This window comes from Cohnella herbarum (genome assembly GCF_012849095.1).
GTDB classification, from domain to species: Bacteria; Bacillota; Bacilli; order Paenibacillales; family Paenibacillaceae; genus Cohnella; species Cohnella herbarum.
This window is the reverse complement of the sequence record NZ_CP051680.1, coordinates 3,496,069-3,511,404: the sequence shown is the minus strand read 5'-3', so window position 1 is coordinate 3,511,404 and position 15,336 is coordinate 3,496,069. Positions and strand designations below refer to the sequence as shown.

General features: G+C 50.5%; 9 protein-coding genes. 8 read left to right on the top strand and 1 reads right to left on the bottom strand.

Translation table 11 applies throughout. From position 1 onward, the window contains the following. The first annotated feature begins 9 nt into the window (after positions 1-9). From HH215_RS15650 to HH215_RS15615, 8 genes are all read left to right on the top strand, one after another. Positions 10-387: a sensory rhodopsin transducer gene (locus tag HH215_RS15650; protein ID WP_169280751.1), complete on the top strand. Its 378-nt coding sequence runs from the start codon at positions 10-12 to the stop codon at positions 385-387. 13 nt (positions 388-400) lie between these two features. After that, on the top strand, positions 401-1,300 hold the full coding sequence (locus HH215_RS15645) for an ABC transporter permease (protein ID WP_169280750.1): 900 nt from the start codon (positions 401-403) through the stop codon (positions 1,298-1,300). A gap of 17 nt (positions 1,301-1,317) precedes the next feature. Further along, positions 1,318-2,202: a carbohydrate ABC transporter permease gene (locus HH215_RS15640; RefSeq protein ID WP_169280749.1), complete on the top strand. Its 885-nt coding sequence runs from the start codon at positions 1,318-1,320 to the stop codon at positions 2,200-2,202. A 28-nt stretch (positions 2,203-2,230) separates the two neighbouring features. Beyond that, a complete protein-coding gene (locus HH215_RS15635; RefSeq protein WP_169280748.1) occupies positions 2,231-4,264 on the top strand; it encodes a hypothetical protein in 2,034 nt (677 codons plus the stop codon). Beyond that, complete coding sequence (locus HH215_RS15630) at positions 4,261-6,354, top strand: glycoside hydrolase family 36 protein (RefSeq protein WP_169280747.1); 2,094 nt, start codon at positions 4,261-4,263, stop codon at positions 6,352-6,354. The genes HH215_RS15635 and HH215_RS15630 overlap by 4 nt, the downstream gene beginning before the upstream one ends. 85 nt (positions 6,355-6,439) lie before the next feature. Continuing rightward, positions 6,440-7,114 (top strand): SGNH/GDSL hydrolase family protein, encoded by a 675-nt coding sequence (locus HH215_RS15625; protein ID WP_169280746.1) that lies wholly within the window; start codon positions 6,440-6,442, stop codon positions 7,112-7,114. Positions 7,115-7,320: 206 nt separating this feature from the next. After that, a complete protein-coding gene (locus HH215_RS15620; RefSeq protein WP_169280745.1) occupies positions 7,321-12,321 on the top strand; it encodes a DUF4838 domain-containing protein in 5,001 nt (1,666 codons plus the stop codon). A gap of 139 nt (positions 12,322-12,460) precedes the next feature. Beyond that, entirely contained in the window at positions 12,461-12,748 is a 288-nt protein-coding gene (locus HH215_RS15615) for a late competence development ComFB family protein (RefSeq protein ID WP_169280744.1), read from the top strand. Between the two features lie 207 nt (positions 12,749-12,955). Here HH215_RS15615 and HH215_RS15610 read toward each other — a convergent pair whose 3' ends face one another. After that, the gene (locus tag HH215_RS15610) at positions 12,956-15,313 is read right to left on the bottom strand and encodes a beta-propeller domain-containing protein (protein ID WP_169280743.1); all 2,358 of its coding nucleotides are present in this window, start codon (positions 15,311-15,313) and stop codon (positions 12,956-12,958) included. Positions 15,314-15,336: the final 23 nt, after the last annotated feature.

Below are 15,336 nucleotides of genomic sequence, written 5' to 3'. Positions count from 1 at the left end.
GGGGTGGACATGAGCAAAGAGGGAGCTAAAAACTGGTACATCGTCGATGGATATTTGCCTTATAAAGGCAGAGTGGACGAAGAAATTTTCGAAGGCCACGAAGCGATAATGATTCTGAATTGCCACGACGAGGACGCGGAAATCTTCATGGATATTTATTACGAGGATCGCGAACCGGACGAGAATATTAAAATCGCTTCGCCGGCCAAACGGGTCAAATGCATTCGAATGGACCATCCGGACGAAATCGGTGGAATCCGGCTCGATAGGCAGCTCCAGTATTCGCTGCGTTTCAGAAGCAATATCGAAGTCATTATCCAATACGGCAGGATGGATATCGCCCAATCCAATCTGGCTTATATCGGGATGATGGGATACTCGGAATAAAGGACTGAACAAGATGAATATGAAGAAAACGAAGCGCGAACTGCCCTTGCATTTGATGCTCGTACCCGGCGTGCTCATCCTATTAATCTATTGCTACTATCCGATGGTCGGCTTCGTTATCGCCTTTCAGAAATTTATTCCCATCAACGGCTTGTTCGGCTCCGATTGGATCGGCTTCGGAAACTTTCGGTACGTGCTGCAAATGCCCGATATTTGGCAAGTGCTCGGCAATACCGTGTTCATCGCTTCCATGAAAATTTTATTAGGCTTAGCGGTACCAATTCTAGTTGCCGTCCTACTAAACGAATTGAAGCACGTGCTGATTAAACGGGGAGTTCAGACGCTTATCTATTTACCGCATTTCCTATCCTGGGTTATTCTCGGCGGCGTGCTCGTCGATATTCTGTCGCCTTCCGAAGGGATTATTAACCAACTTCTGAATGCGGTTGGCATGGATTCGATCTTTTTCCTGGGCAGCAACAAATGGTTTCCGGCCGTGCTTATTTTCTCCGACGTCTGGAAGGAGTTCGGGTTTAGCACGATCGTGTTTCTGGCCGCCATTACGGGAATTAACCCCTCTTTATACGAAGCGGCGATCGTCGACGGAGCGAATCATACGAGACAGGCGTGGCATATCACGCTGCCGGGAATGGTACCGGTCATCGTTCTGATGGCTACGTTAAGTTTGGGCAACGTTCTGAATGCCGGATTCGATCAAGTCTTTAACCTATACAGTCCGAGCGTGTATCAAAGCGGGGATATCCTAGACACGTTAATCTACCGTATCGGTTTGCTCGACGCGCAGTTCGGCGTTGCGACGGCGATCGGATTATTCAAATCGTTCGTTTCGTTCGTCCTCATCACGATTTCTTATTTCTTGGCTTATCGCTTGGTCAACTATCGCATTTTCTGACGAGAGGAATGTTTCCAATGCAACATCGGATGTCCTTTGGCCGAAAAGTGTTCGTCGCGGGAAACTACGCTTTCCTCGTTGCGCTTTCCTTACTTTGCCTTCTGCCGTTGATTCAGGTGCTGTCGATCTCGTTTAGTTCCAGCGCTGCGGCATCGGCGGGTTTGGTGAAACTGCTTCCCGTCGATCTAACCTTATCATCCTATAAGTATATTTTGCAGAAGCAGGAATTCATTAGCTCGTTCGGCATCACGCTCCAGCGGCTTGTCCTTGGTTTTGTCATCAATATGGGCCTGTCGCTTCTGTGCGCTTATCCGCTCTCCAAAGAACGCAAAGATTTAAGGATTCGCAGCTATTATGCTTGGTTTTTCGTATTCACGATCCTGTTCAGCGGCGGCCTTATTCCAACGTATATGGTAATCAGCATGACAGGTTTGATCGATACGATCTGGGCGCTCGTCATTCCGAGCGCGGTTTCCGTCTTCAATGTCATTCTGCTGCTCAATTTCTTTCGGGGATTACCCAAAGAGATCGAAGAATCGGCCTTCATGGACGGGGCGGGACATTGGCTCGTCTTGCGGAAGATGTACGTGCCCATGTCTTATCCGGTCCTGGCCACCGTATCCTTGTTTACGATGGTCTTTCATTGGAACGCTTGGTTCGACGGGCTGATCTATATGAATTTCCCGAAAAATTATCCGCTCTCTACTTATTTGCAGTTGTTGGTCATTAACAGCAATCCCATGAAAATGGATCCGAAAAATCTAGCGGGAATTCTCGAAATTTCCGAGCGTACGACGAGGGCGGCGCAAATCTTCCTAGGCGCGCTTCCGATTCTTATCGTCTATCCTTTCTTGCAGAAGTTTTTCGTGAAAGGGATCGTGCTCGGAAGCGTTAAGGGATGACAGTAATTCCATTGATAAGAGGTGCGAGATGAAAGCCGCGAGTTATGAAAAATGGATCTGGATTGAATTAATCGGGTTCGATAATCGGGAAAGCGATTACGGCGTTGCCGCCTATTTAGATACTGTGGGGTTCATCCCGGAGAGTATTTTCCTCCTCTTGTATACGCCCGACTTCGTTCACGCGCATAAAGGCATGGATACGGAGTGGCAGTTGCCGATGGAAGCATGCTCATACGGAGCGCGCCCTTACGGCAAGCTGCACGATAGACAAGAGTGGACCAACCTGCAACTCCGCGATCTCGTAGCGGAATTGCGGAAACATGGCATCGACGTCTATTGCAGCTTCTTCGATATTTATCAATTTCATGTCGGAGATACGTTGCGGGCAGGCGAATGGTGCGCCGCTCATCCGGAACTATACGAGATGAGGAAGACGGGAGAAGCCTTCCCGGCGATCAATCCGCTTAAGCGCTTTAAGGATGGAAGATGGTATGAAGACGCGTTCGTTCAAGATCTGATAAAAGTGATGTCGGATTATGGTTTTGACGGTTATCATGGCGCAGACGGATACACAAGTCCGCGGCTTAGCCTGGCGGAGACGGATTACTCGGATGATATGGTCGAGCAGTTCATCGCGGCTACCGGAGTCGAACTCCATACAGGATTAGAGGTTCGTTGCGACGGAAATCCGCTAGACATGGAACGGCGTGCCGATTGGATCTGGAATAACAGGCGTCTCGAATGGATTCGATTTCATTGCGAACGATGGGGACGCCTATGGGACAAAATCATGTTAGCCATACGCAAGGAAGGGAAAAAGGCTTTCCTGAACACGGCTTGGACCCGAGATCCTTTTGAAGCCGTATATCGCTACGGCGTCGATTATCGCCGGCTTGCGAAATCGGGGATCGACGGCTTTGTCGTCGAAACCGTCGGAGCATCGCTCTCCGCCGGCGCTGGAGAAACGGAATACGAGCCGGGTGCGGAATTCGCGGCGATGCTGTTATCCATTAAAGCTTATGTGCCGGATCAGAAGCTGATCTGCTTGAACGCGATCCAAGATACGAACGAGCAATGGGATGCCCTTAGCCATGCGCCGACCGTGCTGGAAAGGGATATTTATTCTTTGGCCAACCTGTATTTGCAAGATTCGTCGGGGACAAGCCGCTGTTCCGGAGGTTTTATGGCTTGCCTTGGAGACGGCATTAGCCGGGATGGATGGCATTGGATAGCCAAGCGGTGGGATGGGGCGTTCGACGGGGAGCCCCGTCAGACTGCCGGTGTTCGTATGGTGTGGTCCGATCGGCTGCTCCACCGATCTTTGGAGGATTATGCCGTTACCCGTCACTGGCCCGTTCACAAATATATGACGGAATTGATCTCCCGGGGCGCTCCTCTCCATACGATCGTAAACGTGATGGATATTCCCGAAACGGATGGACCGATTCTCGTTACTCTGTTGCATCTATTGCCCGATGATGAATTGCAAAGCGTACTAGCTTATCGGAACGGTTCGTCGGTTCTGATCGGCAGGATGACGGAGCGTTTTTCCCGGATCGAGACAATCGCCGAGTGGCGGATAGGCTGCGAGGTTAACGGGTTATTCTGCGTAACAAGGGATCGAAACGGTGAAGTGGTAGAAGCTTTTGCGATGGAGCATAGCGTAGAGTTTGAACGACAAGAGGAGCTTCGAGCTTCCGGGATCAAAGAGGGAATATCTTGGGTCGAGAGCCTCTATTTCAGTCCGGTCAGCGAAGCGTTCTTGAGCAAATGCGTCGAGGCAATCATCGATCGGACGAACGTTCCCAAGGCGTTGAAAAACGAGGCGTTCATTCGCGCTGCCGTACTGGAGATGGCTCCCCATCGCTGGCGAGTCCTCATCTCCAATCTGCATATCAATTACAAATCGGCGCATCTTGATGCGGGTCGTCCTATCGACAAGATAACCGTCTTAACCGATTTCCCCGGAATTCCGGTCCATCCGCGAGGCTCGGAATTCAGCTTATACGTACCCGGCAGGGGAATCGTCATGATTGAGCTCGCGTTGCAGGAGGAATTATGAAACAACAATCGATCGACGTTCAAGAGAACGGAATTTATTTGAATATAGAGATTACGGATAGCGGGGATGTACGTCTGCTGCATCTCTCCGCTTCTCCTTCGGATGAGGGGAATCTTGTAGCCGAGGAAGAACGCCGGGTGCGCCGAATCGTGGAGATACAGGTAACGGGCGAGGATCAGAACGACCACCACGCTGCCAAATATACGGGGACGATGCCGGGCGGACGGTTAAAATACGTCATCCATCGGGATATCCGCAACGACGATGGACGAAAATTAGAAATAACGATGGAGGACGGAACGACGCGGGTAACCGTGCATTACCAGTTCTACGATGGGATTTCCGTCATTCGTTCTTGGACGGAGGTAACCAATGGCGGAATGGAGTCGCTCCCCTTGCAATACGTATCTTCCTTTGCGCTTACGGGATTAGCCAAGGAAGGCGCGGGAACATGGGAAGAGAAAAGCCGCCTGCACGTCCCGCACAATACGTGGCATGGCGAATTGCAATGGAGAAGCCATACGCTGCCTGAATTAGGGCTTTCCAGGGCTAACGACTTTTCCTTGAAGCGGCTTTCCTACAGCAAATCGGGCACTTGGTCTTCCGCCGATTTCCTGCCGATGGGGGCTTACGAGAATACGGAAGCCGAAACCGTATGGTGTTGGCAGATCGAGAATAACGGTTCCTGGCACTGGGAGATTAGCGATGCGATCCAAGGGCAACTCTATTTGCAGATCAGCGGTCCGACCGAGAATGAAAACCATTGGTGGAAAAACGTCGCGCCGGGCGAAACGTTCGTTTCGGTACCGGCCGCCATTGCTATCGTTCATGGTAATTTCGAACGGGCGATCGGCGAATTGACGCGATACCGCAGAGCGATTCGCCGCCGGAACGAGGATAACGAGAAGCTACCCGTAATCTTCAACGACTATATGAATTGCTTGTTCGCCGATCCGACGACGGAGAAAACCTTGCCATTGGTCGATGCCGCGGCGAAGGCCGGATGCGAATATTATTGCATCGATGCCGGCTGGTACGCGGACGGGGAATGGTGGAGCGACGTCGGACTGTGGCAGCCGGCGACGAGACGGTTTCCGGGCGGATTTCAAGAGGTGCTCGACTATATTCGGGCCAAAGGCTTGATTCCGGGATTATGGCTCGAGTTAGAGGTTATGGGCATTCATTGTCCTTTGGCGGATCAAGTTCCGAACGAATGGTTTTTTATGCGTCACGGAAAACGGGTCATTGACCATGGAAGGTATCAATTGGATTATCGTCACCCCGGGGTGGTTCAATATGCCGATGAAGTGATCGACCGATTGGTTACGCAATACAAGGTCGGTTACATCAAGATGGATTACAACATTAATGCGGGAATCGGCACCGAGGTCGATGCGGATAGTTTCGGCGAAGGTTTGCTCCGGCATAATCGGGCGTATTTAGCGTGGCTTGATCAGGTATTCGCGCGTTATCCCGGCTTGGTCATCGAGAATTGCGGCAGCGGAGGCATGCGCATGGACTATGCTTTGCTGGCCCGTCACAGCGTGCAATCGATAAGCGATCAGACGGATTACCGCAAGTTCGCCGCGATTAGCGCCGCCGCTCCGACGGCGGTAACCCCCGAGCAAGCTGCGGCATGGTCTTATCCGCTGAAAGAAGGAGACGAAGAAGAAGTTATTTTCAATATGGTGAATAGCCTCCTCATGCGCGTGCATCAAAGCGGTCATTTGGCGGAAATCCAGCCCGACCGGTTCGAGTTGATTCGCGAAGGGATTTCCTACTATAAGAGCATTCGGAACGATATTCCGCAAGCACTCCCATTCTGGCCGATCGGATTGCCTAAATTCGGAGATTCATGGCTTAGCTTAGGATTGCGCGGACCGGAGAAGACTTATTTAGCCGTATGGCGTTTGCAAGGCGGAACGAAGGACGTAAAGCTTCCGATCCAAGGATACGGGGGCAAGGAATTATCGGTGCGATGCGGGTATCCGAACCGGGCGGATTGCGATTGGTATTGGGATAAGGAGGAAGGTCATCTCGCCGTTACGCTTCCCGCTGAATTTACGGCGCGTATTTTTGAATTGCGGTGAGCGATGCGAGCATTGGAGTCAAATTCGTAACAGCCTCTCGGGTGAACTACTCCGCGAGGCTGTTACTATCTATGGAGGGAACCGAATGTCGAAGCCGTGGGTTAAGCTCTTAAATCGTGAAAAAGGTTTTATCGTTTGTATTGGCGATTCCATAACCGAGCAAAACTATCATGCGCACGGCAAACTGAATTATGTAGGCAAATTAAACGAAAAACTGTTAAATAAGTTCGGTCGAAAGCATCTATTGCTCAATGCCGGAGTAAGCGACGATACAACGTGGGGAATCATTGAACGATTGAGTCGAGATGCGCTGCGCTTTCAGCCTTCCCTCATTACCCTCATGATCGGTATGAACGATTCTACTAAAGGGATGGAACGACTGGAAGAATTTAAGAGTAACTTGACTTCAATTGTTCGACAAGTCCGGGCAATGGGAATTGAAATGATCCTTATTACGCCGAATCCGATTAATCCGAATCTTCCGGAAAATGCTATCCGGCTCTGTTACCCGCACTACGTCGATGCGATCCGTGAAATTGCCGCAATCGAACGGATTCCGTTATGCGATGTGTATCGGGAATGGGAGGAGCTAGTGCTCCAAGAATCAGATAACCAATGGTCGACAATGAACGATAGCATTCATCCTAACGAATACGGGCATGATTTTATCGCGCAGGTTTTATTTCGGTTTCTCGGGATTTCGGATGGATGCCGCCTTGCGGACGAGTCGCGCGAATGCGCGACTAGAACACCGCAATAGATGTCAAGGAAAGCAAGATTGGCAAATAGCACCGCTAATTTATGTGATTTATAGTTGTTTTGTAAGCGTTTTATATTCGTGTCTATAGGGGGGACATATGGAATAGCTCGAACCATAAGCAAGCCTCGATTCGATGAGAAGCGGAACGACGGATGGCTGTGGGTTCTTTGGTATGCTCGTTAATCTATTTAAGAGGGGCTGATCTTGTGGGAAGGGTACGTTCTAAACGTGTACTATCGTTCGTGTTGATTGCAAGCATGATCGTAATGGTCTTGATGCCGGCTCAAGCTATGGCGTTAAACGAAAAGGCCAATAGCGAGCAAAGAACAGCGGATGTTTCGAATCATTGGGCGCAGGGGGTCTTGGATAAATGGATAGGACTCGGTTTGCTCAAGGGATACGAAGATCAGGACTACCGGCCGGATAATCCGGTCACCCGTTCCGAGTTCGCCGCCTTGATTAATCGGGTCGTCAACTTGCCGGCTGCTCTATCCGGCATCGATCCGTTCTCGGATGTGGGAGCAAAGGATTGGTACGCGCAAGATGTCATCAGACTTCACGCTGCCGGTATTATTAAGGGAGCAGGCGGCAATCGGTTCGAGCCTAACAAACCGATTACGCGACAAGACGCCGCGGTTATCGTTGCCCGCGCGTTCAAGGTGAAGACGGACGATAAGGCTAACAAAGGCTTTACGGATTCGTCGTCTATAGCCCCCTACGCTCTCTCGGACGTGTCGGCTTTAAGAGCAAAAGGGTACTTGAAAGGGAATGGGGCTAGTCAGTTCAAACCCAAAGAAAATACGACGCGCTCCGAAGTCGTGCAATTAATAGATAACGTAATGGGAACTTTGGATAAAGACAAGGGAGATTACAAGTCCGACGTTGACGGAAATCTCGTCGTGAATACGGACGGCGTTTCTCTGAAGAATATGGTCGTTTCCGGCGACCTATTTATCACGCAAGGCGCGGGAGAAGGAGAGATCTTGCTGGACGGCGTAACGGTCAAGGGATCGACTTACGTTCTGGGCGGCGGAGAAAACAGCATTCTCATTCGGGATTCCAGGCTGTCGGGTCCATTGTTCGTTGACAAGTGGAACTCTAAGATTCGAATCGTGGTTGAGGGAACAACGGAGATTCAAGAAGTTCAAATGCTCTCGGGAGGAATTCTGAAAGAAGGAAAATTGCAAGGCAAGGGATTCGTGACAGTCGTCGTCCTCGTTCCGAACGAACAAGTCGACGCTAGGATCGTTCTGGATGGACAATTCGATGAAGTCCGGCATATGACCGGAAGGGTAAACTTCGAACTGGGCAGCTCCGCTAAAGTGATAGTCATGATATTTAATGCTCCTGCGATCATTAGCGGCGATGGAGTCGTTCAGACCGTTACGCTTAACGTTAGCGGCGTTAAGTTCGGGAAGTGGCCCGATAAGGTGATCTTCTTACCGAATGTAACGGCTACGATCGGAAATGAGCTTGTTTCGTCCGATCAACGGAATACGATAGGGAACCCGGGAGGAGGCGGTGGCGGCGGTGTATCAAATCCAACACCGACACCGACACCAACACCGACACCGACACCGACACCGACGCCGACACCGACACCATCACCAACACCGACACCAACACCAACACCAACACCGACACCATCACCATCACCATCCGCGACGATCGTTGAATCCGGAATTGCCAAAGCAGACATTTTCGTCGGCTCGTCCGCGAACGAGAAGTTGTCGCTTGCCGCGAAAGAGCTTCAAAATACGATAAAGCTGGTTAGCGGCGCCGAACTACCGATCTATAAGTGGAATTCGGACGCGTCCGTTAGCGCGGCGCTATCGGTTAACGAACTGGATATTAAGAAAAGCGGACAGTACCCGATTCAACTCCATCTCGTCAATAACGAAGAAGCCCCGGTACATGTCAACTTAGCGCAAAGTCAAGTCGGACCCATTACCGTGAGTTTCCCTGAAGGAATCGAACTGGCCAGGTACGAAAACAAATCCGTGGTCGGCTCCGTGTATGTTACGAGCGCGACGGCGATCGGAAATCATAATATTTCAATACAGGCCAGCGTAGGCGAGTCGTCGTTAAGCCCGATGACATTAACGGTACATTACGAGCCCAACCTTCTGGCAAACCCCGGATTCGAATTATCGAATTCGAACGGAAGCAGCCCGACCGGCTGGTATTCGCCTTCCGGCGGAAGAGACAATGCGGTAGGGCACGGCGGTGCATACTCCCTGAGGTTAGATTTGGGGAACTCCGCCTATATGTTTGCGCGCACGGATCAAAACATAAAACTGGAACAAGGAAAGCGGTATAAATTAAGCGCGTGGGTTAAAGCAACCGGCGCCGGTGAAATGAATATGGAAATTCACGAGATGCTGGCAAGCGGGGGAAATAATCCGGTTACCGCTCGTGCCGTTGGTACCTTAAGCGATCAATGGCAGCTTATAGAACTGGAATATCGTCCAGCCGAGAATGCGCAATACGATTATAACCGTATTTTTTTCTTCATGTCGGGTACGGAATCCATGTGGGTGGATGACGTCTCTTTGACGGAGATCGTAGAAGAGCCTTCCCATGAACTCATGTACAATTCCGGGTTTGAAATTGCGAATGCGGCCGGAACCTTCCCGGACGGCTGGTATTCGCCTGCGGCGGCATGGGACGATCAACAACCGAAGAGCGGAGCGCGTGCTTTAAGGTTGGAATTGCAAGGCTCGGATTATATGTTTGCCAGGGCTCTGCAAGATCTGGATTTGCAACCGGGCAAACGGTATAGGCTGAGCGCATGGGTGAAGGGAGCCTCCGCCGGATCCGTCAACATGGAGATTCACGAGATATTGGCTAACGGCGGGAATAACCCGGTTACCGCGCGGACTGCTGTCAACGTAAACGATCAATGGCAACGTATTGAGTTGGAATATGCGCCTGATGCGAACTCCGTATACGAGTATAACTGGATCTATTTTTTCATGTCGGGTACGGAATCGCTGTGGATCGATGACGTGACGTTAACGGAAATCGTCGACGATGCCGAACCGGCAGACGGAAACGGTAGCGGAAGCGCTAGCGGCGACGACCGTGTCCGGATCATTCTGGCAACTCCCGATACGAATGCGGAGTTATCCGAAATGTATCCCGAGGACCTTGCCTACTTAAACGGGACGGACGGGTTCGCCATACGAAAGTCCGGTAACAAGATTTATATTTTCGGGGATAATGCCAGAGGCGCGTTAAACGGCGCGTACGATTTTCTGACCGAAAATGCCGGCGTTCTGTGGACGAGGTCGACGGACTTCGGAACGCTTTACGAGAATCAACCCACCCTTGTTGCGAACAAAATCGACTTTAGGGAAAAATCGCCGTTTGAGCTGCGCGGATGGCATACGACCGGCTCCGGGAAAGCGGGAGAGTTTCATGCGGACGCGGACAGCGAATCGATGTTGGCTCGGAACAAGTTAAACGCGAAGCTGGCCGAGATCGGAAATATCGATTATTGGGATCGGCAATCTGCTCTTGGTCTTAATCCTGTCCTTCTTGGACACAATTTGGATTTCTGGCTTCCGAACGAGAAATATTTTGCCGATCATCCCGATTACTACAATGAAATTAACGGGGAATACGTTCCCGTATCGCTGGAGCATTCCCAAATCAATTTCTATCATCCGGACGTTCCCGGGGTTATCGCGAATGAAATGAGGCAGCTTCTCTCCGTTCAGGACATGGAATACCTTGGAGTCGGAATCATGGATAACCAGGTTTTCGACCAAGGACAATTAAGCAGGCAGCCTTTCACGACGCCTGACGGTCTTGTCGTCCAACCCGAGGATCCGGCTTATAAGTCGACGGTATTCTTCACTTTTCTCAATAAAATAGCGGCCGATATTAAAACAACCCATCCCAAGGTGAAAATTACGACTTTTGCTTACTTTTTTACGGATACCCCTCCGAAAGTCGAGCTAGAGGACAATATCATCATCGTTATGGCACCGGCTGCCGAAGACGTCAGAGTCCCTTTCAATACGAGCGATCAGAGCAATTCGAATTATGCCTATAAGCTTAAGCTCGAAAGCTGGGTACAGAAAACGCACAATGTTCTTATGTACAATTATTACGGATGCTGCGCCACGGACGTCTACGAAAGGCCGATTGCCGAGAAGGTGCAGGTGGACGTGCAGTATTATCGCGATCTAGGCATCATGGGCGTGTTGCCGGAAGGACAATTGGACAACGGGGTCGTATGGGGCGTGAACGCGATGCAGTATTGGCTCATCAATCAATTGTTCTGGAATCCGGATGCGGACCTAGAGGCGCTAAAAACCGAATTTTTGGAGAAGGCATACGGTGCTGCCGCGGAATCGATGAGAAATTATTACGATCTGATCGAGCAGGGCTGGAACTATGATCAGCAGGCGGTTGGCGTCTATTCCAGGGCAAGCCAGTTAATCGGCAATTACGTCATCAAAGCCGGCATTAAAGATGCCGCTCAATCCGCTTTGGATGAAGCATGGCAACTGGCGGATCCGCAAGCGAAGAAAAGGATCGAACCAATTAAAACGACATTCGAAACGATGGTTTATCTCGTGGGAGAGCTCCCTAATTTGTCTGCAACCGTAACGAAAACGACCTACGGCAAAGCCCAAATCATGAATGCGCTGGACTTCGGCGCCGGGCCTTGGGTTGGCGTTCAACCGGTAACCGAATTCCGCGAGATGGGTACCCGAAATCAAGTGCAGGAAGTAACGAAAGTGTATCTCTTGTGGGACGACGAAAATTTATATGTAGGATATGAAAATCTCGATGACGATTTGGAGGGCATGGTCGTAAGCGAGGACGCTCCCGGAGAGTGGTGGAGAAGCGGGGCGGACGACTCGGTTGAAACGTACGTGACGGGCGACAAGAGCGGAACCTATTACGGATTTTTCTCTAATCCGCTGAAAGTGAAGTTCGAATACAAGTCGTTCCAGGACCCGACGTACAACGGGATCTGGCAAGTCAATGCCGAAGTAGGGACGGATCGTTGGAATACGATTCAAGCGATCCCGTTCGCGAGCATCGGCGTCGATCCAAGCGAAACGGATACGTTATACGGATTCTTCTTCCGTAATTTCCATGGCAAAGAACGTTTCATTACGTGGGGAGGCGGAATGGTGTGGAATCCGTCCGAGTTTTATCCGATTCATCTCGACGGAGGCAATAATTAAGATCCGAATCATTTCAAGAGACTCATAGAATCATCCAGTAGATAGATTCGTCGCCGGATAATTTAATAATGTGTTCCGCTCTTATATTCAGTATAATGATACTGAATTCCCATTCGCTAACCAATGGAGAGTGTACACAATGATTTTCTCTCGCGACTTGCCTATCCTTAACGCCATGGAACCTATTGTCGGTAATCTATTCGAAGATAACTACGTGAAAACAGGAATCCTCAAGTGCGATTGCGAGAAATGTCGGATCGATATTATTTTGCTCAGCTTAAATCACCTTTCTCCGCATTATACTTCGAGTCAAGCGGGAGAGGCTTACGTCAAGGCTCTTTATTTAGAACCGCAGCTTCAATCCGACGTTCTCAGAGAGCTGACCAAAGCGGTCAAAGTGATCGAAGAACGTCCGAATCATACTTGATGACCTGTTGACTGAGTCTAGCATCGCTAAAACCCATTCGATTCTCAACAGAATTGCTTTGACGAAATAATAGAAAAGGGCACGTAAACCAGATACTGGCTTACGTGCCCTATTTTTTGCAGGTTAGGCTTGTTGCGGATAGAAATGTTCGGCGACTCTGATGGAAATAGACGCGCGTAATCGACTATCTGTAGCCGTACTTTTAATTTAAGGCGCCGAAGGATAATCGAGAACCCCTTTGTCGGCAAGGGTAACAAGATCATTTGCTTTCAATATCCGTTCGGACAACGTATACAAGGTGTCGCCCGAGTAGAGGATACGCCGGACGGTTTTGCCGTAGTCGTAGCCGTATTGCCCGCTCTTGAGCAGATCGTCCTGGGAAAGATGGGTGACGCGTCCCCGCAGAGTAAAGCCCTTGATCGGATCGATATTGTATACGTATGCGCCTTGATAAGCGAACTGTCCATAAGCCGGGACGTTACCCTGTTGTTCAAGATTGCTCTTGTCTTTGATTTCCATTAACTCCACAGGAAAAGCGAGCAGGCCTTTGGATTTGGAGAACAATAGAGCTTTCGGGTTGCTCAATAGTTCGGAACCGGTTCCCCGGTCGCCGATGATCATTTTGAATTTCTCTTTCGGTTGGGTAACGTCGGATACGTCGAATAGGGCAACTTTCATTCCTTGGTAGTAGGCCGTCGTTTGATCTTTACCAGTTCCTTTGGCCGGGAGCTCCACGGTATCCTTGCCGAATCCGATGATGTGATTGTCATCGTAAGGGTGTAGATAGTCGCTATAACCGGGAATCTTCAATTGGCCGAGCACCGTCGGCTTGGTCGGGTTGCGCAGGTCGATCGCGAATAAAGGATCGACGTTGCGGAAGGTAACCATATATGCGCGGCCGCCCATGAACCGCGTAGAATAAATCCTTTCGCCCGGAGCTAGATTTTCCAACGACCCTATCGTTTTCATCTGCTCGTCAAGGACGTATAGATTATTCGTAGAGGGCTCCTCCGTTCCTCTCGTCCAAGAATTCCCCTTGGTCGTGGCGATCCGGAAGTAGCCGTCGTGCTCATCCATCGCGTATTGATTCAGAATCGATCCTGGCACTTCGCCACTGCCTACATAAACGATGCTGCCTTGATCCAGCCGAAACTTATGAATCTGCGTTTCTTGCCTGTAGGTACTCCCGTCTTGGATATACTTATCGATTGCGACGTAAAGGTGCTTCGTTGAGGCATAGAGAGTTTGGCTGGATCCGAGATAGGCGGACACTTGCATTTCTTCCGCGGAACGATCCAGATCTAGCGCGCCGATGAGCAACGTGTTGCTATCGGGCGAATCCGGGAAATAACGAATTCGGTCAAGCGTCAGCCTCCTTAACTTATCGGAAACGCCGGTGTCGCCGTAAAGTGGCTCATATTCGTCCGAATCCGAATTGTTCATCGGATATACGAAATAGTTGGATTTGTTCGCGATGACGTATAGCGCTCCGTCGATTTTGCGAGAAGATAGATAGCTGCCCTCCAGCGTCGTTTCGCGAACAAGCTTAGGTTGCCCGGCATCGTTCAATTCGTAAATCTTCGTTTGCACGGAACTTCTTACCGTTCCGGGAGGTAAAATCGTCAATCCTTCTGCGGAGGGAGATACCGTATTACTTAACGATTTGTTATCGCCCGAATCGATACGAGGAGAGAGTAACGATTCTTTCTGCCCGATAACGATCAGCCGCTTGCCGTCTACGTACATCTCCCGCGGGTAAAAATCGGTTTTCGATCCGAAGTTCAAAGTCGCCGCGAGCTTGGGCGAGTTCGGATCGGAAATATCGGAGACGAACAACCGGGTGCCGCTGATTTGGTAGATGAAGCGGCCGTCCGTTTTCGCCCAATCGGCTTCATCGACCCCGTTGACTTGCACGTTCGTCTGGGAATAGTTCGCGCTTTCGCTTGCAGGCAACTCGGAGTTGACAACGGGCTGAAGGGGGCCGGACGTCAAGGTCGACTCACCGCCTAGAACTTGGAGCGCCTCCCGACGAAATAATCCGTTGGTGGTGCTCATGCTTTGGATCAAATCGTCCAGTTTAGCCTTCGAGCCGATGACGGGAAGAACGGCGGGATCGTCTATGCGAACGACTTGCCGGATTCCGTCCCAAGCAACGACCGTCCCAAGCGCTTCGGATAGCGCGCGCAGGGGAACTAAAGCAACGTTCCCGACGAGTCGCGGCGCGGCTTCGAGCTTAACGGATCGTCCGTTTGCCGTTAGAAGAGCCGATCCTATCGTGAAGGTTGCCGAACGATCGCCGCGGCTGAGCAATATGTTTCTCCTATTGGCAGAGTCTGTTTGCCATGTCGTCTTGGCTTTAAGGGCGTTCGCGACTTCAAGCAATGGAACGAGTAGCGTTTTCTTCTCTGCGTAAACCGGAGTAGACAAGATTAGCTGCGAGCCGTTTACCCATACTTTAATGCTCTTTTTCGATAGGGCCTGTGGAGTAGCAGTTGCTCCGGTTATCGATGGAATGGCTAGCAAGATGCACATTAACCATAGGATAATTGACGTTTTTCTTAGCATGGAGATCCCCCTTGATTGGAACT

Excerpts from the sequence above, each read along its gene's own strand:
- HH215_RS15630 (WP_169280747.1), top strand. The coding sequence starts at position 4,261 with ATGAAACAACAATCGATCGACGTTCAAGAGAACGGAATTTATTTGAAT.
- HH215_RS15610 (WP_169280743.1), bottom strand. The coding sequence starts at position 15,313 with ATGCTAAGAAAAACGTCAATTATCCTATGGTTAATGTGCATCTTGCTA.
- HH215_RS15635 (WP_169280748.1), top strand. The coding sequence starts at position 2,231 with ATGAAAGCCGCGAGTTATGAAAAATGGATCTGGATTGAATTAATCGGG.
- HH215_RS15625 (WP_169280746.1), top strand. The coding sequence starts at position 6,440 with ATGTCGAAGCCGTGGGTTAAGCTCTTAAATCGTGAAAAAGGTTTTATC.
- HH215_RS15615 (WP_169280744.1), top strand. The coding sequence starts at position 12,461 with ATGATTTTCTCTCGCGACTTGCCTATCCTTAACGCCATGGAACCTATT.
- HH215_RS15650 (WP_169280751.1), top strand. The coding sequence starts at position 10 with ATGAGCAAAGAGGGAGCTAAAAACTGGTACATCGTCGATGGATATTTG.
- HH215_RS15640 (WP_169280749.1), top strand. The coding sequence starts at position 1,318 with ATGCAACATCGGATGTCCTTTGGCCGAAAAGTGTTCGTCGCGGGAAAC.
- HH215_RS15645 (WP_169280750.1), top strand. The coding sequence starts at position 401 with ATGAATATGAAGAAAACGAAGCGCGAACTGCCCTTGCATTTGATGCTC.